Consider the following 23,701-nt stretch of genomic DNA (forward strand, 5'->3'; position numbering starts at 1 on the left):
GCTATACCGGTTATCCGGTTGCGATTAAAGCGTTTAACTTTATCTCGCTAGGGCTGCGCATATTACGCTTTCCTATTTTTTTGTCAACACTTAATTTCTCTAAACTTGAAAGTTTTCGAAACTAAGTTTTACTCGACTCACTGATTAGCTCGTGCCTCGCTATGCGTTGCGCTCTGCCGTCTCAGTGGGGTCGCATTATAGGGAGATCCGAAAACAGATCAACCCTTTTTTGAAGAAAACTTGAAATAAATGACTGCTCGAACAAAATTACAACTAAACGCTTAAAAAGACAACTAAACTCAAGCATATTTAGCTTCAAATGAGGTTATAAGTTATTTTTTAATGACAACGTGTTGATGCTGATGTTGAAATCGCTTGTAAATAGCATCCAATTTCTTGCTATAACTATTTTAGCTAGTAGAACACTAAGGGCATTTGGCAAAAAACATAGCATATATAGTTAAGGCTTTCTTTACTTATGTATTTACTGCTTCAACCTATGACGTTAATCACAACATTAAGTTATATAATTAGCTTATTTTTACCAATCATAGCTAAATAGAATATATAGGTTAGGGGTAACATGAAGAAAGTATTTAAATAAGCGAACTATATTTCTGTTAGTAGCAAATAGACTGCCTTTATTGATATGGGGCTGTTGTTTATTATTGATAAAAAAATTGGGGAGGACTTGTCGCGACCCTATTACCGTGTGATAAATTTTAGGTATTAAAAAGCCGAGCATAAGCTCGGCTTTTTGGTGTCTCTTTAAAGACTTACTCTGCAGACTGTGCGTCTTCTTGAACTTCTTCGCTCGCCGCTGGGCGACCAACTAGTTCAATATAAGCCATTGGTGCATTATCACCAGCACGGAAGCCACACTTAAGAATACGAGTGTAACCACCTGGACGGTCTGTATTACGAGGACCGATTTCGCTGAACAATTTACCAACTACTTCATTATCACGCGTGCGGGCAAATGCTAAACGGCGATTTGCTACGCTGTCAGTCTTAGCCAGTGTGATTAAAGGTTCAATTACACGGCGTAACTCTTTCGCTTTAGGCAAAGTAGTTTTGATGATTTCATGTTTCACCAAAGAACCTGCCATATTGCTGAACATCGCTTTACGATGGCTACTGTTACGGTTTAATTGACGACCACTCTTACGATGGCGCATGACCCTATCCTTCTAACTAAACTAATATAGTGATTTAGATTATTCAGCTAGGCTTGCAGGCGGCCAATTTTCTAGGCGCATACCTAGAGAAAGACCACGTGAAGCTAGCACGTCTTTTATTTCAGTTAGAGACTTCTTACCTAAATTAGGCGTTTTAAGAAGCTCAACTTCAGTGCGCTGAACTAAATCACCGATATATTGAATTTGCTCGGCTTTCAAACAGTTTGCTGAACGTACTGTTAGTTCAAGATCATCAACTGGACGAAGTAGAATAGGATCGAATTCTGGCTTCTCTTCTTTCTCTTCTGGCTCAGTTACATCGCGTAAATCTACGAATGCATCTAGTTGCTCAGCTAAGATAGTAGACGCACGGCGGATCGCTTCTTCAGGATCTAAAGTGCCGTTTGTTTCCATATCAATGATTAACTTGTCTAAGTCTGTACGTTGCTCAACACGGGCTGATTCAACCGAGTACGCAATACGTTCAACTGGGCTGAATGATGCATCAAGCAGCAATCGACCAATTGGACGCTCATCGTCATCAGAGGATAAACGACTAGATGCCGGCACATAACCACGACCACGCTCAACACGAATACGCATGCTGATCTCGCTGTTATTTGTAGTTAAATTACAAATAACATGATCTGGGTTAGCAATTGTTACATCGCCATCGTGCTGAATATCTGCCGCAGTCACAGGGCCTACACCAGATTTAGTCAGGGTCAGAAAAACTTCATCTTTGCCTTCTAACGTTACCGCTAGACCTTTAAGGTTTAGTAGTATTTCAATGATGTCTTCTTGTACGCCTTCTTTCGCGCTGTACTCATGCAATACACCGTCGATTTCAACTTCAGTTACTGCACATCCAGGCATAGATGATAACAGTATACGGCGTAAGGCATTACCCAAAGTGTGACCAAAGCCACGCTCGAGTGGTTCTAAAACTACTTTAGAACGCGTTGGGTTTATAGCGTCGATATCGACTAACCTTGGTTTTAGAAATTCTGTAACAGAACCCTGCATTTTATCCTCTCTTAACTCTTAACTTTACTTAGAGTAAAGTTCGACGATTAGTTGTTCATTAATGTCCGCAGACAGATCTGAACGCTCAGGTAGGCGCTTGAAGCTACCTTCCAATTTCTTACCGTCAACTTCAACCCAAGTCGGCTTTTCACGTTGCTCAGCCAACTCTAGAGCAGCGATGATACGTGCTTGTGTCTTAGACTTCTCACGGATTACAACAGTATCTTCTGGAGTAATTACGTATGAAGGAATGTTCACAACACGACCATTAACTAGAATCGCTTTGTGGCTTACTAACTGACGTGCTTCAGCGCGTGTGCTAGCAAAACCCATGCGATATACAACATTGTCTAAACGTTGCTCTAAAAGCTGTAACAAGTTTTCACCTGTATTACCTTTAAGGCGAGCAGCTTCTTTGTAGTAGTTACGGAATTGCTTTTCTAATACACCGTAGATACGACGTACTTTTTGCTTTTCACGTAATTGTAAACCGTAATCAGATAAGCGTCCTTTACGAGCGCCGTGCTGACCAGGTGCAGTCTCAAGTTTACACTTAGAGTCGATAGCTCTTACGCCGCTCTTAAGGAACAGGTCAGTACCTTCACGACGACTCAGCTTGAGCTTAGGGCCCAAATATCTTGCCATGTTATTTCTCCTAACCTATTGTTAAACGCGACGTTTCTTCGGTGGACGACAACCATTGTGTGGTATTGGCGTCACGTCAGTAATGTTGGTGATACGGTAACCAGCAGCATTCAAAGCACGTACAGCAGATTCACGACCTGGACCTGGACCTTTGATGAAAACTTCTAGATTTTTTAAACCGTATTCTTGAGCAGCAGTACCTGCACGCTCTGCAGCAACCTGAGCAGCAAATGGAGTAGATTTACGTGAACCACGGAAACCTGAACCACCGGCAGTAGCCCATGATAGTGCATTACCTTGACGGTCGGTAATTGTTACAATAGTGTTGTTGAAAGACGCATGAACATGAGCCATACCATCAGCAACTTGCTTTTTAACCTTTTTACGACGAATTGGTGTCTTAGCCATTTTACTATCCCCTTATCGCTTAATAGGCTTACGAGGACCCTTACGGGTACGCGCGTTAGTCTTTGTTCTTTGACCACGAAGTGGTAAAGAGCGACGGTGACGTAGGCCACGGAAACAACCAAGGTCCATAAGGCGCTTGATATTCAAAGTAACTTCACGACGAAGGTCACCTTCTACAGTGTACTTGCCAACTGCTTCACGCAATACGTCAAGTGTTTCGTCTGAAAGTTCACCGATTTTTGTGGTCTCGGCGATACCAGTCGCTTCTAAGATAGCCTTAGAGCGAGTCTTACCTATGCCATAAATAGCTGTTAAACCAATAACTGCATGTTTATGATCAGGGACGTTAATGCCAGCGATACGGGCCACTAACACATCTCCTATATTTGAATTTGGTAATCATCTGTTTGAAAAGCCCGTAAGGATACTCAAACGAAGACCAAATCACAACTAAAAACACAGGCCGAGAAACCTCAGCCTGCACGACTGTTTACTTAGCCTTGCCTTTGCTTATGCTTAGGCTCACTGCAAATTACGCGTACTACACCAGCACGTTTAATAACTTTACAGTTACGGCATATTTTCTTAACGGAAGCACGTACTTTCATTGCTCAACTCCGTAAACTGACCTTATCGACCGTAGCCTTTAAGGTTCGCTTTTTTCAGCACAGAATCATACTGATGTGACATCAGATGCGTCTGTACTTGTGCCATAAAGTCCATGATTACTACAACGATAATCAAAATTGATGTACCGCCGAAATAGAATGGCGTTTGCCATGCCATAGTCATGAATTCGGGCACCAGACAGATAAAGGTTATATACAAAGCACCTGCCAATGTCAGGCGTGTCATCACTTTATCAATGTATTTAGATGTCTGCTCACCTGGACGAATACCTGGGATAAATGCGCCAGATTTTTTCAGGTTGTCTGCCGTTTCACGCGGGTTAAAAACCAACGCTGTGTAGAAAAAGCAGAAGAAGATGATAGCCGCAGCTAAAACCATTGCATACAAAGGCTGACCTGGAGTCAACGTTGTAGCAATTGCTTGTAGCACATCAGCAACCGGACCTTCACCCTGGCCGAACCAGCTTGCAATTGTACCAGGGAACAGAATTATACTGCTAGCGAAGATTGGTGGAATAACACCCGCCATATTTACTTTCAGAGGTAAATGCGTGCTTTGAGCAGCAAATACTTGACGACCTTGTTGACGTTTGGCGTAGTTAACAACGATACGTCGTTGTCCACGTTCAAAGAATACAACAAGATAAGTAACAGCGAATACTATAACCGCAACCATCAACAGTACAAAAACATTCAAATCACCTTGGCGCGCCATTTCGGCTGTCGAACCAATAGCAGACGGCAGGTTAGCTACAATACCAACAAATATTAGAACTGAGATACCGTTACCGATACCGCGCTCTGTTATCTGTTCGCCCAACCACATAAGGAACATAGTACCGGTTACTAAACTCACCACAGCGGTGAAGTAGAATCCCATACCTGGGTTAACAACTAACCCGTTCATCATGCCCGGTAAGCTTGTGGCAATACCGATTGATTGGATAGTAGCAAGCACAAGCGTGCCGTAGCGTGTGTACTGGCTTATCTTTTTACGCCCTTGCTCACCTTCTTTCTTAAGCTCTATAAACGGCGGATACATATGCGTTAATAGTTGCGTAATAATCGAAGCCGAGATATACGGCATGATACCCAGTGCTAACACTGAAGCTCGCTCAAGCGCACCACCGCTAAACATGTTGAACATCTCAACAATGGTGCCCTTTTGTTGCTCGAAGAAATCGGCAAGTACAGCGGCGTCAATCCCAGGGATCGGCACAAATGAACCTAGACGGTAAATTATGATAGCACCCAATACGAAGAGTAATCGGCGCTTCAATTCCGAAAGTCCACCTTGTGCACTTTGTGTATCTTGACCTGGTTTAGCCATTAGTACTTCCTTAGTCTTCTACCTTGCCTCCGGCAGCTTCGATAGCTTCGCGTGCACCTTTAGTAGCCTTAAGGCCTTTAACGGTAACAGCGCGTGAAACTTCGCCAGATTTAACAACTTTAACGAACTGAACGTTCTTTTTAACTAGACCAGCTGCTTGTAACGCGCTTAGGTCTACCACATCGCCTTCAACTTTAGCGATTTCGTATAGGTTAATTTCTGCAGATACTAATGATTTGCGAGAAGTGAAACCGAACTTAGGTAGACGACGTTGCATAGGCATTTGACCGCCTTCGAAACCAACGCGTACTTTACCGCCAGAACGTGATTTTTGACCTTTGTGACCACGGCCACCAGTCTTACCAAGACCAGAACCGATACCACGACCAACACGTTTTGGAGCAGTTTTTGAACCTGCAGCAGGTGAAAGTGTATTCAAATGCATCGAATTACCCCTCTACCTTAACCATGTAATAAACCTGGTTAATCATACCACGTACACATGCTGTGTCTTCTAACTCAACAGTGTGATTGATACGACGTAAACCAAGACCGCGTAATGTAGCTTTATGCTTCGGTAAACGACCGATAGAGCTTTTTACTTGTGTTACTTTTACAGTTTTATTAGCCATGGTTTACCCCAAAATCTCATCTACTCGAAGACCACGTTTTGCAGCGATCGACTGAGGAGAATTCATGTTCTCAAGAGCTGAGATCGTTGCACGTACAACGTTGATCGGGTTAGTAGAACCGTAACATTTAGAAAGTACGTTCTGAACACCAGTCACTTCAAGTACTGCACGCATAGCACCACCTGCAATGATACCAGTACCTTCAGATGCTGGTTTCATAAACACTTGTGAGCCAGCATGACGTCCTTTAACAGGATGCTGTAATGTGTTGCCATTTAGGTCTACGTTGATCATGTTACGACGTGCTTTTTCCATTGCTTTTTGAATAGCAGCTGGAACTTCACGTGCTTTACCATAACCGAAACCTACTTTACCTGCGCCATCACCAACTACAGTTAGTGCAGTAAAGCTAAAGATACGACCACCTTTAACTACTTTAGACACACGGTTCACCGCGATTAGCTTTTCAGCTAAATCAGGCTGTTGTTGCTTTGCTTCTACGTTAGCCATTGTCTACTCCTAGAATTGCAAACCGGCTTCACGCGCAGCATCAGCTAGCGCCTTCACACGGCCGTGATATTTAAAGCCACTGCGATCAAAAGCAATCTTTTCGATGCCTTTGTCAGCCGCACGTTCAGCAACCGCTTTACCAACTGCTTGTGCAGCTGCAACGTTGCCTGTGCCTTTAACTGTTTCGCTAATAGCTTTCTCAACAGTAGAAGCAGCAGCCAGTACATTACCCTCAGCGTTTACAACTTGAGCGTAAATGTGACGTGGCGTGCGGTGGATAACAAGACGCGTTGTGCCTTGTTCAATATAATTTCTACGAGTGCGTTTAGCACGACGTAGACGAGCTGTTTTTTTATCCATCGTCTTACCTTACTTCTTCTTAGCCTCTTTACGGCGTACATTCTCATCTGAATAACGAACACCTTTACCTTTATAAGGCTCAGGTTTACGGTATGCACGAATGTTAGCAGCTGTTTGACCAACTAACTGCTTATCTACGCCCTTAACTAGAACTTCTGTTTGGCTTGGAGTTTCAATCGTAATTCCTTCAGGAACTGCGAAATTAACTGGGTGCGAGAAACCAAGAGTTAAGTCTAAAACTTTGCCCTTAGCTGCAGCACGGTAACCAACACCTACTAACTGAAGTTTCTTCTCGTAACCTTCATGCGTACCAACAACCATGTTGTTGATTAGAGCGCGAGCAGTACCTGCTTGTGCCCATGCATTGGCTACGCCTTCACGAGGTAAAGTTGTAATAACGTTGTCGTTAACTTGTACTTCAACTGCATCGTTGATAGTACGAGTAAGTTCACCGTTTTTGCCTTTAACTGTGATTTCCTGGCCTTTTAATGTAACTTCTACACCGGCAGGAACGTTTATTGGTGCCTTTGCTATGCGAGACATAGTTCCCCTCCGATTAAGCTACAAAACCAATGATTTCACCACCAACGCCTGCACTACGTGCTGCGCGGTCTGTCATTAGGCCTTTAGAAGTTGATACGATAGCGATACCTAAACCACCCATTACCTTTGGTAATTCGTCACGTCTCTTATAGATACGTAGACCAGGGCGACTTACACGCTGGATATTTTCAATAACAGCTTTGCCTTCGAAGTACTTTAACTCGATAGAAAGCTCAGGTTTTACATCACCACTTACTGAGAAGTCTGCGATGTAACCTTCATTTTTTAATACATTAGCTACTGCTACTTTCAGTTTCGAATTAGGCATCGTTACAGATACTTTCTTCGCTGACTGACCGTTACGGATTCGTGTAAATAAATCCGCGATAGGATCTTGCAAGCTCATAGTCTTACTCCCATGATTCTATTACCAGCTAGCCTTTTTAAGGCCAGGAATTTCACCGCGCATAGCTGCTTCGCGAACTTTAATACGGCTCATGCCGAATTTGCGAAGGAAACCATGTGGGCGGCCCGTAATGTTACAACGATTACGTTGACGTGCAGGGCTAGAATCACGAGGTAAAGCTTGTAGCTTAAGTACCGCGTCCCAACGATCATCTTCAGATGTATTAACATCACTGATGATAGCTTTTAGTGCTGCACGCTTTTCAGCGTACTGAGCAACTAGTTTAGTGCGCTTTGCTTCGCGCGCTTTCATAGAATTCTTTGCCATAACCCTACCCTTATTTCTTGAATGGGAAGTTAAACGCTTCTAACAACGCACGGCCTTCCTCATCTGATTTCGCAGATGTAGTGATTGTGATATCCATACCGCGTACACGGTCTACTTTATCATAATCAATTTCTGGGAAGATGATTTGTTCACGTACGCCCATGCTGTAGTTACCGCGTCCATCAAAAGACTTAGCACTCACACCACGGAAGTCACGGATACGTGGGATAGCGATTGAAACCAAACGCTCAAAAAAGTCCCACATACGCTCGCCGCGTAGGGTTACTTTACAACCAATCGGGTAACCTTCACGCACTTTGAAGCCAGCAACAGATTTGCGTGCTTTAGTGATTAAAGGTTTCTGACCAGAGATAGCTTCTAGATCCGCAACAGCGTTATCTAAAATCTTCTTGTCAGCTAAGGCTTCGCCCACACCCATATTTAATGTGATCTTCTCGATCTGAGGGACTTGCATGACAGAGCTGAAACCAAACTTCTCTTGAAGTTCAGCAACTACTTTGTCTTTATATACTTCATGCAGTTTCGCCATCATTCTACTCCAACTATTAGATAGTTTTACCAGTAGATTTAAAGATACGTAATTTCTTACCATCTTCAATCTTGAAACCTACACGATCTGCTTTGCTCGTTTCCGAGTTGTAGATCGCAACGTTTGATACGTCGATAGACGCTTCTTTCTCAACAATACCGCCAGCTTGGTTCAACTGTGGAACCGGCTTTTGGTGTTTCTTGATTAAGTTAATGCCTTCGACAAATACTCGACCAGACTCGGTTACAACTGAAAGCACTTTGCCGCGCTTACCTTTGTCTTTACCTGCTAGTACGATTACTTCGTCATCACGACGGATTTTTGCTGCCATGATAGACTCCTTACAGTACTTCTGGGGCTAGTGAAACGATTTTCATGAACTTTTCATTACGAAGTTCGCGAGTCACAGGGCCGAAAATACGAGTACCAATAGGCTGCAAGTTATCATTTAAGATAACAGCCGCATTGCTGTCGAAACGGATCAATGAACCGTCTGGACGACGAACGCCTTTTTTGGTACGCACAACTACCGCGTTTTTAACATCACCTTTCTTCACTTTACCGCGAGGAATCGCTTCTTTTACAGAAACTTTAATGATATCGCCAATCGCTGCATAGCGACGGTGTGAACCACCAAGGACTTTTATACACTGCACTTTGCGAGCGCCGCTGTTATCAGCAACTTCCAGCTGAGTTTGCATTTGGATCATGTTAATGACCTCCGGTGTAGTAATTACAACTTGTCTTAAATTTGTTTAAAATCAAGACATTTCGATTGAATTCCACTCAAAAAACATACTAGATGTCTCTTAAGGGCGGGCAATTGTATCAGCATTGAGGGGGGAGTGGTAGGTTATTTTTTAATTAATTTAATAGGGATGCTAAATTAAAACGAGGTTTTCTATGCTATTTATCTAATTTACAGGTGGTTATAAAACAAACAAGGCACCTTTACGGTGCCTTGTTTTATATCAGTAATTAAAATTAGCCAAACAAACCTTTTAATTTGTCTTTAATTTTATCTTTAGCTTTGTCTTTTGCATCATCAAGCTTTTGCTTAGCTTCATCTTTTAAAGCATTGCTTACATCAAGCTTTATATTCACGTCATGAAACGGGCCTTTTATGCGTAAAGGAACTTTAAAGCCAGTACTGTCATCGGTTGTACCTTGACCTTCAATAGAGTCCACGACGCCTGTTACTAGTCGATAGTTAACGAGCGTTTGCGGTAAATCAACGTCTCCTTCACCTGAAATGCGTATTAAAGGGCTGATCAACGATAAATCAGTATTTTTGCCTACGCCATTGGTAAAGTTAAAACTACCAGAAAGTGCAGAGAAATCGGTTTTCTCAGATTCTTCAAATCCTGTATCTAATCCCTCAGACACGGCATTAAAGTTGCCTTTAACTAGCTCTTTACCCTTACGCACCATTTCCGCTACGTTTGCTCCCTTAACGGCACCATCCGCGAACTTAAACCCTAATTTACCATTGAGCGCGTTTATAAACGTTTTTTGGCTTTGCCCAGTTGTAGTTAAATTCCAACTTAAAGAGCCCTTGCCCATTAGCTTATCAAAGCCTGCAGCATCAGTAAGTAAGGGCTGTGCCTCTATTTTATCTAAATCGAAGTTGGTTGCTATTTTATAAGGGGTATTTTGGGCATTGATAGTAACCACCCCTTTACCTGTTCCTTCATAAGCGACAAAGCTATCTAAGCTTAATTTAGCAATGCTATTTTTAAGTGCCATAGTAAACTGATTAGCGCCTAGTTTAATGTCGTTAGCTTTTAAACCACTTGAACGAACAATCACATTTGCATCTAATGCACTTAAGCCACTTAAATCAATTTTAGTATCATCCCATACAATCGGTTCTGCAGGCTTAGACTCATCTTTTACTGGGGCTTCTTTTTTAGCTACGGTTTCTGGTAAGTAAGGATTTAAATCAAGCATCCCTAGGTCAATATCAGCATTAACCGCTAAACGGCTGCCTAGATTCACCTTACTTTTACCTTTAATCTCGAGTGCATCGAGCGTTGCAACTAATTCTGTTAGGTTAAACTCCTCACTGAGCAAGTGCATTTGGGCATTGATACTAAAGGCATTAAACGCATTGTCTTTAGCGTTTAAGTCAACCCCTTGCCAGTTAGCAATATTTTTAACTGAATCACCGTTAAGTGCTAATAATCCTTTAATATCTTGGCCTTGTTTGGCTATGCTGCCATCAAACGTTAAATCTACTAAGCGTGAGTTAAGCGTTTGCTTTACATTAAATGGGGCACCTTCAATCGCTTTTGCTGGAGTATCAAGTTTTACATCAAGCTCAAATCGCTCTTGCATATAAGTAATAGCCCCTTTGACTTCGAGCTGTTTGCGCAGTGAAGGCAGTAATATAGCCAGTTCTAAATCGCTAATTTGTTGTTTAGCACCCGTTTGACCATCTAAATATGTAAACGACCCGCCATAAATAGCGACTTCACCTAATTGAATATCAAAGTTTTCAGGTAGTTTGACTGCCTCACCCGATTGAGTTTGCTGCCCAGGTTGCTTGGCCACTGCATCAAATAACTGCCAGTTAGCTTTACCGCTTTTATCGGTTTCTAGCAAAATATCAGGCTCATTAATCACAAACTTTTCTAGCTTTAACTCGCCACCGAGTAATGAAAGCCAAGGAATATGAACGGCAAGTTGCTGCATACTTGCCATATCAGCGCGAGAGCCGCTAGGCATATTGGCAAAATGCACATCATTAAGCTCTAATTTTAATGCAGGGAATACACTGAGGGTTTTATCGCCCTTTATGGTTAATGTGCGCCCAGTTGTTTTTTCAACCTGCTCAGACACTTTATTAAAAATGGTATCAGTAGGAATTAAAAAAGGTGCAGCAACAATTAGCGCTATGCATAGCAATAATATGACACCAATAATTTTAAATAAGGTCTTCATGATCATCCTTTCAAACGTGCAAATAATGTTCTTATCATAGCGGGAGTTAACACTAAAAGCATTGTTAAATAAATAAAAAACATATCAATTAGGGCATCCCTTTTTAAAATCAGGTTTTCAAAACTCATTTTAATAAATTTAAAGATTCATGCCCCTGATTACATTGCTGCAATTGTTCGGTATGATGCGCGCCCCTGTTGTATTTAGCCTAAATAAGCTAAAATGTAGCGACTAAAAAATATATCTAACCGGAGAGTCTACAAGGCATGAAGAAACTGCTAATTTCACCGTCAAAAATGGCATTAGGCGAACAAGAAAGTCAAATTTATCAAAATATTCTGAAGCAATCTTCAGAGCTAAGCCTAAACCTGATGGCTGTGAAAGTGGAAAACCATCCAGAAGACTTTTTAGGTTGGTGTTATGAGCTATTAAGTGCAAGCCGCGACCGTATTAATTACGACTTACTCGAAACCCAACAATTACCACTATTAAAAAAGCTGCATGACCAACTTATTTCAGCCATTAGCTTTTTACAGTTAAAAACATTACGGGTAGCACCTTGGCCAGTAGTGAGTATGTTTGTAGAGCAACATAAAGAACTGGTGGCACTTGATGAGCAGCTACGTTTAACTACCTATATTGCAGGCCTGCGTGAAAAGCCGTTAAAAGATATGATCCCTGAAGACTTACTCGCTTTTAGCGGTAAGCATATGGCATCACTCGATCCGAGTACTTATAACTTTGATGTAGAATGGTTTGCCTCTACCAAAAGCGCCAAAGGTTTTCACCTGATGCTGGCTGATTTGCCAGGTGCATTCGACGATGCACTCAGCAATATCCCACTTGAGGGTGATGTAGCGCAAAGTAATTACCAACAATTTGTAATTGCTTACTTGAGTGCATTTAATGGCAGTGATGAAAAACCAACTCTGGCGCCTGCCACCCGTTTATTAGCAATGCGCCGCCCTGATGTATTTACACCGATTAGCAATAGTCGCCTAGATGCACTTTGCTCCGCACTTGGTATCACCAAATTAAATAACCGTGACTTTGAGCGTTACTGGCAAGATGTAGTACAAAGCATTCACGCTATGTCATGGTTTAAAATGGCCAATGCAGGTAATGAACTAGAAACTCAGTTAGTGGATATAAAAGCGCTAATACCTTGCTTTTTTTATTATGCAGATACGAATACTGCAGATAACTCTAACTACATTAAGCTACTTAATAAACCTACACGTAGTACTTCGAGCAGCAGTAAAGCGCCACGCCGAGGAAAAGAATCGGCTGAAATATTAGTAGACCGCGCACTTGCTGCTGATGATATCCCAGAGCATATTCGTGCTAAACGTGATTCTATTATTAACGAAGTACAAAAAGGCCGTGGTGTAAACGAAACAATTACACTTATGCGTACCATTTTTGGATAAGACGTATATCAAACGCAATTAGCTTTAACAGACCCTAATATAGGTAGCCTGGTAGCGCTCTAATGGTGCAGCCAGGCTTTTTTTTGCACCAGCAGTGTGTTCTTTCCTTACATACTTTTCACAAAGCGTCTTTGCGCATAATTTCAACACTTTGTTTTATAATATAAAATTTATTTTTTATTAAATAAATGGAAGCTGGCACATACAGTGCACTTCCCCCTGCAGTAACCTAATAATACGCCGCCATTCAAAAGGTTGTAGTCGTTTATAATAAAAACCTTGGCGTGCAAAATCATACAATGGGAAATGAAACATGCTAAAACTACAAAAAACAATACTCATCAGTGCATTGGCATTAACAGGAATGGCATCAACAACGGCCTTTGCCGAAGTAACAGCCAATGCAGCAGCTACTTCTAACTACTTATGGCGCGGACAAGAGCAAACTGGGGGCGATGCAGCTGTATCTGGTGGTATTGATTACGCTAATGAATCTGGCTTTTATGCGGGTACCTGGGCGTCAAATGCGTCTTGGGCCGATGAAATGACCTACGAACTAGATTTATACGCCGGTTTTGGCGGCGCTATTAATGAAAACGTAAGTTATGACGTAGGTTATATTTATTACGCTTACCCAGATGCGGCGTCAGGTGCAGATGCTGATTTTTCAGAAGTTTACGGTAGCATTAGTGTGCAAGGTTTTACATTTGGTGCAGCCGTACTTGCAACATCTGCTGCCAGTGGTGATGGTACTGATTTTGGTGATTCACTGTATTTAAACGCCGATTACAGCTTCGCTGTTGGTAGCAATGGCACTGAAATGGTGCTACACATAGGGCATTACTCAGGCGATTTCATCGGTGATGACAATATTATTGATTATGGTGTATCAGTGTCTAAAGATGGTTTTACCTTTGGCCTATCTGATAACGACATGGACGGCTCAGATGTTAAAGCTTATGTAGCCTACGCTGTCGACTTTAGCCTATAAAAAGAATGTGTTACTTGCTGCAACACTAAGGGGCCGTAAGGCCCTTTTCTCGTTTTATATTTTCACTATTAATGATAAAGGCCGCATAAATGCGGCCTTAAAAACGCGAAGGTAAAAAAGGATTAAAACTTAGCGAGATTATCGACGCTGTCTTTGTCTATTAACTTAATATATGGGTCAACACCCGCGAAAAGCGGCTTTTCTTTCACTTTTAATTCAATGGTGTTGATGCCTGTTACTAACCGATGCTTTTGTGAGTAAATCACAAAATCTTCTGCGAGTAGGTTTTCAGGGTCATCATTAAACAATGCGATATCAATCATTTCATCAAACGGTTGGTCTGTTTCTTCACCTTGACCATCGGCACGCTTTTTAGCGGCGTTAACCGTTAGAGTTACCGTGTATAAGCCATCACTATTAACCTCATCAGACACCTTTGCTTCTTTCATGGTCAGCTCATATAAAGTGATATACATAAACTGATCATCAATAAATGCTTGCTCTGCGGGAGTCGCGTCACGCTTTAAATAACTAAGTAAATCAAGCGTAGTTGGATAAGGATTGCTTTGATATTTAAAATCACTAAGAAACTCTTTTAAGATACGATTTAAACGTTCCTCACCAAACAAATCATGCATAGCCATCATCACCACAGAGCCTTTTTGGTAATAAATATGCGCTTGAGTCTCTACTTTATATAGTGGCATTTCTTGATAAGCCTCAACGGCACGACCCTGTAAATACTTATCAAGTTCATACTTTAAAAACTTACGTAACTTTTGCTCATCGTATTTTTTCTTGAGCACCATTATCGCGCTGTATTGCGATAAAGTTTCTGATAATACGGCAGTGCCTTGCACATCAGCACCAATAACCTGATGAGCCCACCATTGGTGCGCCACTTCATGGGCGGTAACATAATACGGTACATCAATTTTACTACTATCACGGTTATCAGTAATAAAACCTATTTGCTCTGAATAAGGTACAGTATTGGCAAAGCTTTGCGCAAATGACTCATAACCTGGAAACTCAATAATACGCATTTGCTTATGTTGATAAGGACCAAATTCAGCAGAGAAGTAATCTATTGAATCAGTAACCGACTCAATCATACGATCAACGTTCCACGCATGATCTTGATGATAATACACCTCAACACTTACCCCATTATGCATTACTTTTTTAGACTCTAAACGAGCTGATAAAATAGCATAAAAGTTTTGTATTGGTGAATCCATTTCATAGCGAAAAGTGCGACGTCCGTTAGTCACAGTTTCAGTTTTTAAATAACCTGGTGCAATAGCAAATTGCGACTCATCGGTAGTAATGGTTGCTTCAAAATTGATGAAATCATTCCCTTGACCAAACATGCTTTGCTTATAATACTTAGTATCTTCAAGTTTATTAGCACGCTGTAATTCAGGTAAGCCGCGTTTACGACGTTCATGTTTATCCATTAATTGATAACTGCTGTTATAACCCAATTGCGGAAATAAACGCCAATTATCAATAAATGTACCATTAGCAACAAGCTTAGTATCGGTGTTGCTATCAGCAAAACCTTGATGGCTGCGCTCTACTGAAATCTCACCTTTACGTTTTTCACCTGGCATTAATGGCTGGGTAAATTCAAACCACGCAGAGTTGTAATCTGGCAACTGCTCTGTAATTTCGCCACCAGCAATTTTGACATCCCAGTGAGGACTGTAATCAGGTTTGCTGACTAAAAAGCGCTTAATCACGTGGTCGCTAGTATTGGTAAATATTACATTAGCAGTCGCGAGCATTTTGCGCTGCTGTGGATATATCTCCACAGTAAGTTCGACATCAGTCATTGTCGGTAGTGGGTCATTTTTATATTGTACAAACTTTTGCTCGTACTCAACCTGCAGGTTTTCAAGTTGATCTTTCGTATAAAAATCATTTAAGACTCGCGTGTTGTAATAAATCTGTGCACCAGCTGCAATAAACACCACTAAACCAAGCACCGATATAACTTGTCCTTTTCGACCTAAATTATACGTTAATTGCGTTAAACGATTACGTAAACTCTGAGATGGTCCACGGTGCCACAATGCAAGCCCTGCTGCTGCTAAAATAACACTCAACCCGCCCCAGTAAAGTGTATACCAGGTTACTCCAGCTAAGTAATGACCGTAGCCGTTAATATCTGAATAAGGAGCAGGACTTGATTGGGCAAAATGGAACATATTATGACTAAACCCATAATTACTTAGCACTATTGACACTAAATAATACAGCCCAAATAATCCCATCCCTATGTATTTATTAGCACTGATTATTTGTAAGAAGAAAGCCAAAATAGCCAGCATTACAAAAGGTAAGAAAGAAAAATAACCCAACCTAAACAAGTATTGTCCAAGCTCTAAATTAAACTGCCCTTTAATTAGCTGTACAGTAATTGTCAGCACCATACTAAAAATATAAAGCAGACCAATAACACTCACTAAAGCCAATAGCTTCGAAACCCAAAACACACTATTATGCACCGGAAAGCTATCGACAATATCACCCATGCCGCTATTACGTTCACGCCATACTAGCTCAGCACTGTAGTACACAATAACAATAGTAATTAATAGTCCTATTGCATTTTGAATGATACCAACCATGTTTTGAGTAACAGGCCAATTAACTGTGCCATACCAACCAACTGGAGCTAGTAATGGCACCATAAGTACAGCTAAAGTAATAATACCTAAAATCAAAAATGGCGCACTGATAACAACTTGTTTAAACTCAAAAGCACAGCGCAATAATAGCTGTTGCTTAAAAGAGTTCGCACTTGCTTTGTGATTTACCGAAGAAGCAATGAGAGCCGCCTCTTTTTGTTTAGTTAAATTAGAGGCAGCGAGTTTCTTCTTTTCGCGCTTGATAACAATGCGAGATGACAGCTTGCCTGAGGCAAAAAATATAACAGCTGCCAATATAACCCATAATATACGATTAAATAGTAAAACCCCTGTTAGCTCTAACGTTTGAGTATTTTTATCACTCGCAGTCCAATAACGAGTAATATCAAGTAATGAGCCACTTGCAAAAGGATCGGCATAACCCACTATCCATCGAAACGCTAAATCATCAAAGTAAACAGATACGGTAGAGTAGGCGATTAAAAATGCAACCGCGGTAAGATATACTGCCATCATTGAGCGAAAATACGTTGCCACACCATTAAATATAGCCGCTAAAACAAACAAGCTAGGCACTGCCATATAAAAATAGGCCGTTAAGTAATAGCCTAACTTGTTATCTCCTACCAACTCAGGATCAAGCCAACCAACTAGCAAACCAAAACCAGAGCCTAAATATATTCCCAGCGGTACAAACGCAAAAATAAGCGCAACAACACAGTACGAACCTAAAAAGCGCCCTAATTGATACATTAATGGCTTGAATGGCTTGCTAAAAACCAGCTCTGACATATTCGTTTCATCATTACGAATCGCAGAACCAGCAACAAAATTTACCACTAAAAAAATAGCAAACTGAAGCAAAATACTAACTAGCATCAAAATACTAAATGGTGAATTCACATTAACGTTGCTGCCACCAAGTAAGACGTTGTCACTGCTACTTGCAAAAAAAGCCACTAAAAAAAAGATTAAAGCGGTTACATAAAATGAAGGCTGACGTATAAAATAACGCAGCTCAAAGGTAAGCATATTTAGAAACATGATATTCCCCCTACGCTGCACTGATATTACGATGCTGATGCAAAGTAGAAAAATACACATCTTCTAAGTTAGCATGACTTGCAGTAAACCCTTCAGGAGCTTGCTCACCATACACATTTAAAATTGTCTGCCCAGCGAATAAACGCTTTGAAATCACTGGTAGATGCTGTTCAAGCTCTTGCGCTTCAGTTTGGCTGGTTGTTTTTTGCCAAATTTTACCTTGGAGTTTATCAGTAAGTGCTATTGGGTTACCTTCAAGTAAAATTTTGCCACTGGCTAATACCGCCATATTAGGGCAAAGCTCCGCGACATCTTCAACAATGTGAGTTGATAAAATGACCACTTTTTTCTCGCCAAGGCTTACTAATAAATTATGAAAGCGATTACGCTCTTCAGGATCAAGACCTGCTGTTGGCTCATCAACAATCAGTAAATCAGGGTCACCAAGTAATGCTTGTGCGATACCAAAACGCTGGCGCATACCACCAGAAAAACCACTCACGGCTTTATTACGATGCTGATACAAATTTGTATGTGCCAACAAGCCTTCAACCGACTCTTTACGCAGTGCTTTATTATCGAGCCCTTTTAAAACAGCCATATGGTCTAGCAAGTCGTAGGCACTTACCCGTGGGTATACACCAAAATCTTGTGGTAAATAGCCTAAACGCTGACGCAGTGCTTGTGGGTCATTAAACACATCAATGCCGTCAAAAGTAATAGAGCCCTGATCAGCTGACTGCAATGTAGAAATAGTTCGCATTAACGACGATTTACCCGCACCATTTGGCCCAAGTAATCCGAACATACCTTTACCAATTGATAAATCAACACCTTGCAGTGCATGTACGCCGTTGTCGTAGGTTTTTGATAACCCTGTTATTGATAGCATTTTTACTTCCTTGAATTGTAAGTATTATTTTTGTACTGCTTTATACCATATTAAAAACGGGAACATAAGTTAGAAACTAGTTAACTTTGTAACAATAAATAAACAGAAATTCTTCTAATAACACTTGCTTAGAAATGAGCCCCTCGGTATAAAAACCAAACACTCTAAAAATAAGAAGCGAACAGCCATGCAAAATCATAAAAGCCAACCATTAGCCGATTTTATAGAATACCCGCCAGAGGAAATGCTGACGCGTGCGAATGAGTTTTTACAAACGAGTCAACGCCGTCATAGTATTCGCAGCTTTAGTAACCGCCCAGTGCCAAAAGAAATCATCGAAACCTGTATAAAAGCGGCAGGTACAGCGCCTAGTGGCGCAAACCACCAGCCTTGGCATTTTGTAGCAATTAATAGTAGTGATGTTAAAAAGAAAATTCGTGAAGCAGCCGAGAAATTAGAACGCTCTTTTTATGAAGGCAGAGCGGGTGAAGAATGGTTAGATGCACTAAAACCCTTAGGCACCGATGCTAACAAACCCTATTTAGAGCACGCGCCATGGTTAATCGCGGTGTTTAGTCAAAAAAAGGGGGGTGTAAATACGGACGATAAAAACACGAATTACTATGTGCATGAATCGGTAGGCCTTGCCACTGGCTTTTTAATTCAAGCCTTGCACCGCGCAGGCCTTGCAACACTTACCCACACACCAAAACCGATGAGTTTTCTAACCGATATTTGTGGGCGTGATAAAGACAACGAACGCCCTTATATGTTACTTATTACTGGTTACCCAGATGAGCATGCAACAGTGCCGCTGCACGCCCTAGATAAAAAGTCGATTGATGAAATTGCGAGTTTTATTTAATCGCTTTGACTTGGCATGTAATCAACAGCAAGTACATCACCCTCTTTTAGGCCTGCTATTACGTGTTGCTGGTTATTTATAATACTGCCTAAACGCACGAAACGTTTAACCAGCGTTTCGTTTTCAAGTACATACACCATATTGAGCTGACCAAACTCATGCACCCAACGTGGATCAATTAATACACCTTGGGTACTTTTTATTGGTAACTGTAGTTGAGCATAAAGGCCTGGCATTAAACCAAGTTGCGCATCGGCTTCTAAACGAATAAGCAAGCTGCGCGCCGCGTTATCTGCCACTGGTACAATTTCGCTCACCGTTGCGGGTGTTGTTATATCTAGAGAAGGTAATACCACATTTAAACTGTCCCCTACTCTTAATTTTACTGCTTGTTGTTCACGTACATTAAATTCAAGCTGTAACTGTAATGGGTTATACAAAGTAATCAGCGGTTTACCGGGTGTTGCAGTATCGCCAGGTTCAGTTAGGCGCTCAACGACCACGCCCGAAATAGGGGCAGTAATACGCGTATAATTAAGCGATACCTGAGCTTGCGTTTGCTGTTGCTTAGCAACCGCTAAATTAGCGGTTAAGTTTTCAAACTTTGCTTTGGCGTCATCTAATTCACTAACAGATACTAATCCTTGCGCATTTAGATCAATCATTCTGGCTAGTTGCTTTTTAGCTTGCGTTAACGACGCTTGCACCGCATTAATATTTGCACTGCTTTGCGCTAATGCCGCCTTAAAATCATCTTGCTTGAGCATAATAAGTAAATCGCCCTTAGCGACTTTATCGCCAGCACGTACTTTTAACTGCTCAACTTGCGCCATAACATGCGATGAAATTTGCGTATTTTGTTTTGCTATTACACTACCTGGTACCTGCTCAGTGCCTGCAATACTTTGCAGCGTTACCGTTACTCGCTCACCTTGATAGTTCGTTATTTGTGATTCTTTTAAGCCTGCAGTTTGCTTGTCAGAAAAGCTGCCCGCCATATAAAGCACAGCCATAATAATGACAAATAACGCGGCCAATGTGCCTATAAATTTTGATTTACCCTGCATGCGCTTTATCCTCTGTGCTTGCAAACACTAAATAATAAACAAGCGGTACTACAAATAATGAAAATAATGTAGACGCCACAATGCCAAAAATAATCGCAATCGCGAGCCCGCTAAATACCGGATCGAGTGTGATCACTAAGTTACCTAATAAAGTGGTACCTGCGGTTAGGAGCACAGGGCGCATTCGCACCGTACCCGCTGCAACAAGCGCCTCTTTAATTGCCATGCCTTGGCCGCGAGCTTGATTAATAAACTCAACCAAAATAAGTGAGTTACGCACCACGATACCTGCAAGGGCAATCATGCCTATCATCGCTGTGGCAGTAAATAATACCGGCTCTGGGGCTCCAGCTATAGAGCGCTCACCAAACTGATTTAACAGCCAAAAACCTGGCATTATGCCTATTACTGTTAACGGAATAGCCGACATGATAATCAGCGATAAACTCGCCGACTGTGTTTGTACCCGTAAAATTATAAATATAGCACTGAGCGCAAACGCAAAGGCAATGCCCATATCTCTAAATACATCAATAGTTATGCGCCATTCCCCCTCGCCGCTAAAGCTGACATGGGTTCCTTGTGGTAGTTGCCATGGGGCTGTTCCGCCATTATTAAAAAAGTGACGACCTACCCACGATGTTTTAACAAACTCATCGTTTGATACATTTAAATCAGCATTCACATCAGCAATCACTTCCGCTGGTGTGCGCCCATTAAGCTCAGCCATAACATAAATCACGTCGCGCTGATCTTTACGAACAATCGTTTTAGCAACATGATGTTGTGTAAATTCACCGAGTTCTGAAAGCGATACTAACGGCCTTGGCGCACTGCTTAAACCAAACTCGTTACTGGTTTTAGCTAAATCTCTGTCGCCCCTTACCTGAAGTGCAAGTAATTGCGAAAGCTGATTTCGCTCGCTGTACGGTAGCTGTAATTTAATATCAACGGGCTCTGTTTCATTGCTCACATAAAGTACACCTACGTTTTCACCTTGAGAGGCAATACTGAGTGTTTGTGCAATATTTTGAGTTGAAACCGCACTAAGTGCGGCCTTGGTTTTATTGGTAACAAAGCGCTGTAATGGCGAGGGTGCCACCATTGAGGTATCGACTTCAACTACATGAGGCTCTTGTTGTAAACGCGCAGCTAACTGCAAGGCAGCTTGAGAATGTGTTTGCTCATCAACAAAAGCATCTCGGTAAACCTCAGCAACTAAGGTACTCAGTACCGGCGGCCCTGGAGGTACTTCAACCACTTTTATTACAATGCCATCGGTTGCTAGCATCGCGAGCTGTTCGCGAAGGCGCATAACCACTCCATGAGATTGATGATCGCGCTCAGACTTATCCACTAACAATACTCTCAGCTCGGCGAGATTCGCTGCCTCACGGCGATAATAGCCGCGCACCATACCGTTAAAGTCCATACTTGAAGGTTGACCAACATAGGCCGCTATTTCACTTACTTCGTTTAATTGCCATGTGAGTGTTTGGATTTGTTTAGTAAATGCAACTGTGTGCTCCAGATTAGTCCCCTCTGGCATATCTATCAGCACTTGCAGCTCATTTTTATTATCAAAAGGGAGTAGCTTTAAAGGCACCAAACGCATCACGGGTAACATGGCGCTAATAATAAATAATGCTAGGGTTAGCCACAAAACAAGTTTAGCTCGCCCCTTAGAAGCCAATAATGGGCTTAATATTCTTTGATATGCACCAACTTTAGGAGCAAGCTCGGAGGGTTGTTCGTTATCAGGCTTGAGTAACTTCATCGCAAGCCAAGGGGTTACAAAAAATGCAACAATGGTAGAAACCATCACGCTAACCGGCACATTAAATGCCATAGGTGCCATGTACGGCCCCATCATTCCGGTGATAAACGCCAGTGGAATAAACGCCACCATTATAGTGAGTGTCGACATAAGCAAGGCATTTCGAATTTCGCTCATTGCACCAACAATCTGCTGTTTTTTATCGCCTTTTTTATTCAAAAAGCGGCTAATATTATCAATACCTGTGATTGGGTCATCTACCAGTAAACCCAAAGATAAAATAAGCGCAAACAAGGTCACCCGGTTAATGGTGTAACCAAATGCAAAATCCAGAGCCAGTGTAATGCCATAACAAATAGGAACCGCCAGCCCAACCACCACGGCAGGACGCCAACCTAAAAAAACCCCCACAAATATCACCACAGTAAAGACCGCAAAGACTAAACTTGAAGTGAGGTTATTTACTTTTTCATCGGCAGTTTGGCCATAATCTCTTAATACCGCATAGCTCACTTCAGGGGGTAATAGCGTGCGTGTTAGCTGCGCCATCATTTGATGAACATCGTTGGCAACTGCAACAGCGTTCGTGCCGGTTTGTTTTGCAACGCTTAGTGTTACCATTGGCAAATGCTGCTGGTTTGCCGATTGAGCAAGCCATTGGTAATACTTAGCTTCACTTGGGCCATCAATAGCGTTTGCAACATCAAGCAAGTAAACACTTTTGCCATTAACAACATTCACTACCAGCTGTTCTACAGCAGATTGACTTCGTAGAACATCACCTGCTTGCAATTCAATTTGCTGCTGACCATCAACCACACTGCCTACTTGCGTTAGTTGATTAGACACGCTTAATGCATAAAAAACGTCATTTACGGTTGTTTGGTGGGCAGCCAATGCGCTGGCATTTAAATCAATGGTGAGGGTTCGTTTACGACCAGCAATGACTTTTACTTCACTGGTGTGTTCAATACGCTGTAAACTGTTGGCTATTTCGTTAGCAAAGCGGGTTAACTCGTAATCACCATAAAGTTGTGGGTCTTTACTGTATAGCCCCAGCATAACAATAGGTACATCATCCACTTCAACGGGCCGTATTTGCCAACTTTTGATAACAGAAGCCATGGTATGTTGATAACTGTTAAGTTTTGCATAGGTATCTAAAATGGCTTGTTCGCGGTCATGGCCAACCTCAAAGCGAAGTGTAACCACTGCGGCATTCGTTTGTGTAGTGGAATAAATATGTTCCACACCGCCAAGTTGGGCAAGTAGCTTTTCAAGTGGCTGGGTAACCAATCTGGCTACCTCTGGAGCTTCTACGTTGGGCGCCGATACGTATATATCGAGCATAGGCACCACTATTTGTGGTTCTTCTTCTCGCGCTGTTTGTTGTAAAGCAAATAAGCCAAACAAAATCGACAACACAAAAATAATAACCGGAATACGGCCACTTAAGCTGCTTTTTACTGCGTTATCAATCATGCTCATAAC

Annotated in this window: 25 protein-coding genes; 3 read left to right on the plus strand and 22 right to left on the minus strand. The window is 41.7% G+C overall.

Features of this window, described 5'->3' with window-relative positions; translation table 11 throughout:
* Nucleotides 1-776: 776 nt before the first annotated feature.
* From rplQ to ACTRWE_RS01920, 18 genes are all read right to left on the minus strand, one after another.
* Nucleotides 777-1,178: a 50S ribosomal protein L17 gene (gene rplQ / locus ACTRWE_RS01835; protein ID WP_013466072.1), complete on the minus strand. Its 402-nt coding sequence runs from the start codon at nucleotides 1,176-1,178 to the stop codon at nucleotides 777-779.
* Nucleotides 1,179-1,217: 39 nt separating this feature from the next.
* Nucleotides 1,218-2,204: a DNA-directed RNA polymerase subunit alpha gene (locus ACTRWE_RS01840; protein ID WP_008115371.1), complete on the minus strand. Its 987-nt coding sequence runs from the start codon at nucleotides 2,202-2,204 to the stop codon at nucleotides 1,218-1,220.
* A gap of 24 nt (nucleotides 2,205-2,228) precedes the next feature.
* Nucleotides 2,229-2,849 carry a 30S ribosomal protein S4 gene (gene rpsD / locus ACTRWE_RS01845; RefSeq protein WP_002959461.1) on the minus strand — a complete coding sequence of 207 codons (621 nt, stop codon included), beginning with the start codon at nucleotides 2,847-2,849 and terminating at the stop codon, nucleotides 2,229-2,231.
* A gap of 21 nt (nucleotides 2,850-2,870) precedes the next feature.
* Nucleotides 2,871-3,257: a 30S ribosomal protein S11 gene (gene rpsK / locus ACTRWE_RS01850; RefSeq protein WP_002959471.1), complete on the minus strand. Its 387-nt coding sequence runs from the start codon at nucleotides 3,255-3,257 to the stop codon at nucleotides 2,871-2,873.
* 12 nt (nucleotides 3,258-3,269) lie between these two features.
* Entirely contained in the window at nucleotides 3,270-3,626 is a 357-nt protein-coding gene (gene rpsM, locus ACTRWE_RS01855) for a 30S ribosomal protein S13 (RefSeq protein ID WP_008115377.1), read from the minus strand.
* A gap of 125 nt (nucleotides 3,627-3,751) precedes the next feature.
* Nucleotides 3,752-3,865 (minus strand): 50S ribosomal protein L36, encoded by a 114-nt coding sequence (gene rpmJ, locus ACTRWE_RS01860; RefSeq protein WP_002959476.1) that lies wholly within the window; start codon nucleotides 3,863-3,865, stop codon nucleotides 3,752-3,754.
* A 22-nt stretch (nucleotides 3,866-3,887) separates the two neighbouring features.
* Entirely contained in the window at nucleotides 3,888-5,216 is a 1,329-nt protein-coding gene (gene secY / locus ACTRWE_RS01865) for a preprotein translocase subunit SecY (protein WP_008115380.1), read from the minus strand.
* A gap of 10 nt (nucleotides 5,217-5,226) precedes the next feature.
* Nucleotides 5,227-5,661 (minus strand): 50S ribosomal protein L15, encoded by a 435-nt coding sequence (gene rplO, locus ACTRWE_RS01870; RefSeq protein WP_013466073.1) that lies wholly within the window; start codon nucleotides 5,659-5,661, stop codon nucleotides 5,227-5,229.
* A gap of 4 nt (nucleotides 5,662-5,665) precedes the next feature.
* On the minus strand, nucleotides 5,666-5,848 hold the full coding sequence (gene rpmD / locus ACTRWE_RS01875; protein ID WP_008115384.1) for a 50S ribosomal protein L30: 183 nt from the start codon (nucleotides 5,846-5,848) through the stop codon (nucleotides 5,666-5,668).
* Nucleotides 5,849-5,851: 3 nt separating this feature from the next.
* Nucleotides 5,852-6,358 (minus strand): 30S ribosomal protein S5, encoded by a 507-nt coding sequence (gene rpsE / locus ACTRWE_RS01880; RefSeq protein WP_008115387.1) that lies wholly within the window; start codon nucleotides 6,356-6,358, stop codon nucleotides 5,852-5,854.
* 9 nt (nucleotides 6,359-6,367) lie between these two features.
* The gene (rplR, locus tag ACTRWE_RS01885; RefSeq protein ID WP_008115388.1) at nucleotides 6,368-6,718 is read right to left on the minus strand and encodes a 50S ribosomal protein L18; all 351 of its coding nucleotides are present in this window, start codon (nucleotides 6,716-6,718) and stop codon (nucleotides 6,368-6,370) included.
* 9 nt (nucleotides 6,719-6,727) lie between these two features.
* Entirely contained in the window at nucleotides 6,728-7,261 is a 534-nt protein-coding gene (rplF, locus tag ACTRWE_RS01890; RefSeq protein ID WP_006794247.1) for a 50S ribosomal protein L6, read from the minus strand.
* A gap of 13 nt (nucleotides 7,262-7,274) precedes the next feature.
* Nucleotides 7,275-7,667 carry a 30S ribosomal protein S8 gene (rpsH, locus tag ACTRWE_RS01895; protein ID WP_016899320.1) on the minus strand — a complete coding sequence of 131 codons (393 nt, stop codon included), beginning with the start codon at nucleotides 7,665-7,667 and terminating at the stop codon, nucleotides 7,275-7,277.
* A 21-nt stretch (nucleotides 7,668-7,688) separates the two neighbouring features.
* Entirely contained in the window at nucleotides 7,689-7,994 is a 306-nt protein-coding gene (rpsN, locus tag ACTRWE_RS01900) for a 30S ribosomal protein S14 (RefSeq protein ID WP_006794245.1), read from the minus strand.
* 10 nt (nucleotides 7,995-8,004) lie between these two features.
* The gene (gene rplE, locus ACTRWE_RS01905) at nucleotides 8,005-8,544 is read right to left on the minus strand and encodes a 50S ribosomal protein L5 (RefSeq protein ID WP_010392500.1); all 540 of its coding nucleotides are present in this window, start codon (nucleotides 8,542-8,544) and stop codon (nucleotides 8,005-8,007) included.
* Between the two features lie 16 nt (nucleotides 8,545-8,560).
* Entirely contained in the window at nucleotides 8,561-8,875 is a 315-nt protein-coding gene (gene rplX / locus ACTRWE_RS01910; RefSeq protein ID WP_004589210.1) for a 50S ribosomal protein L24, read from the minus strand.
* Nucleotides 8,876-8,885: 10 nt separating this feature from the next.
* Nucleotides 8,886-9,254 (minus strand): 50S ribosomal protein L14, encoded by a 369-nt coding sequence (gene rplN, locus ACTRWE_RS01915; RefSeq protein WP_008115397.1) that lies wholly within the window; start codon nucleotides 9,252-9,254, stop codon nucleotides 8,886-8,888.
* A gap of 274 nt (nucleotides 9,255-9,528) precedes the next feature.
* Nucleotides 9,529-11,487, minus strand: a complete 1,959-nt coding sequence (locus tag ACTRWE_RS01920) for an AsmA family protein (RefSeq protein WP_462879410.1) — start codon at nucleotides 11,485-11,487, stop codon at nucleotides 9,529-9,531.
* A gap of 266 nt (nucleotides 11,488-11,753) precedes the next feature.
* Between ACTRWE_RS01920 and ACTRWE_RS01925 the strand changes: the two genes are divergently transcribed.
* Nucleotides 11,754-12,917 (plus strand): hypothetical protein, encoded by a 1,164-nt coding sequence (locus ACTRWE_RS01925; RefSeq protein WP_462879411.1) that lies wholly within the window; start codon nucleotides 11,754-11,756, stop codon nucleotides 12,915-12,917.
* A 313-nt stretch (nucleotides 12,918-13,230) separates the two neighbouring features.
* On the plus strand, nucleotides 13,231-13,908 hold the full coding sequence (locus ACTRWE_RS01930; protein WP_462879412.1) for a TorF family putative porin: 678 nt from the start codon (nucleotides 13,231-13,233) through the stop codon (nucleotides 13,906-13,908).
* Nucleotides 13,909-14,030: 122 nt separating this feature from the next.
* On the opposite strand, the gene ACTRWE_RS01935 is transcribed toward ACTRWE_RS01930, so the two are convergent.
* Nucleotides 14,031-17,609 (minus strand): ABC transporter permease/M1 family aminopeptidase, encoded by a 3,579-nt coding sequence (locus ACTRWE_RS01935; RefSeq protein WP_462879413.1) that lies wholly within the window; start codon nucleotides 17,607-17,609, stop codon nucleotides 14,031-14,033.
* Nucleotides 17,610-17,619: 10 nt separating this feature from the next.
* Entirely contained in the window at nucleotides 17,620-18,501 is an 882-nt protein-coding gene (locus ACTRWE_RS01940; protein WP_462879414.1) for an ABC transporter ATP-binding protein, read from the minus strand.
* Nucleotides 18,502-18,688: 187 nt separating this feature from the next.
* Between ACTRWE_RS01940 and ACTRWE_RS01945 the strand changes: the two genes are divergently transcribed.
* A complete protein-coding gene (locus ACTRWE_RS01945) occupies nucleotides 18,689-19,366 on the plus strand; it encodes a nitroreductase family protein (RefSeq protein WP_462879415.1) in 678 nt (225 codons plus the stop codon).
* Here the strand turns inward: ACTRWE_RS01945 and ACTRWE_RS01950 are convergent.
* Nucleotides 19,363-20,433, minus strand: coding sequence for an efflux RND transporter periplasmic adaptor subunit (locus tag ACTRWE_RS01950; RefSeq protein ID WP_008115415.1), 1,071 nt, complete (start codon nucleotides 20,431-20,433; stop codon nucleotides 19,363-19,365). The genes ACTRWE_RS01945 and ACTRWE_RS01950 overlap by 4 nt on opposite strands.
* Nucleotides 20,423-23,698, minus strand: coding sequence for an efflux RND transporter permease subunit (locus tag ACTRWE_RS01955; protein WP_462879416.1), 3,276 nt, complete (start codon nucleotides 23,696-23,698; stop codon nucleotides 20,423-20,425). Before ACTRWE_RS01955 ends, ACTRWE_RS01950 begins: the two co-directional genes overlap by 11 nt.
* Nucleotides 23,699-23,701 lie beyond the last annotated feature (3 nt).

The sequence above is a fragment of the Pseudoalteromonas sp. G5_S1_54_S4 genome (assembly GCF_054968565.1).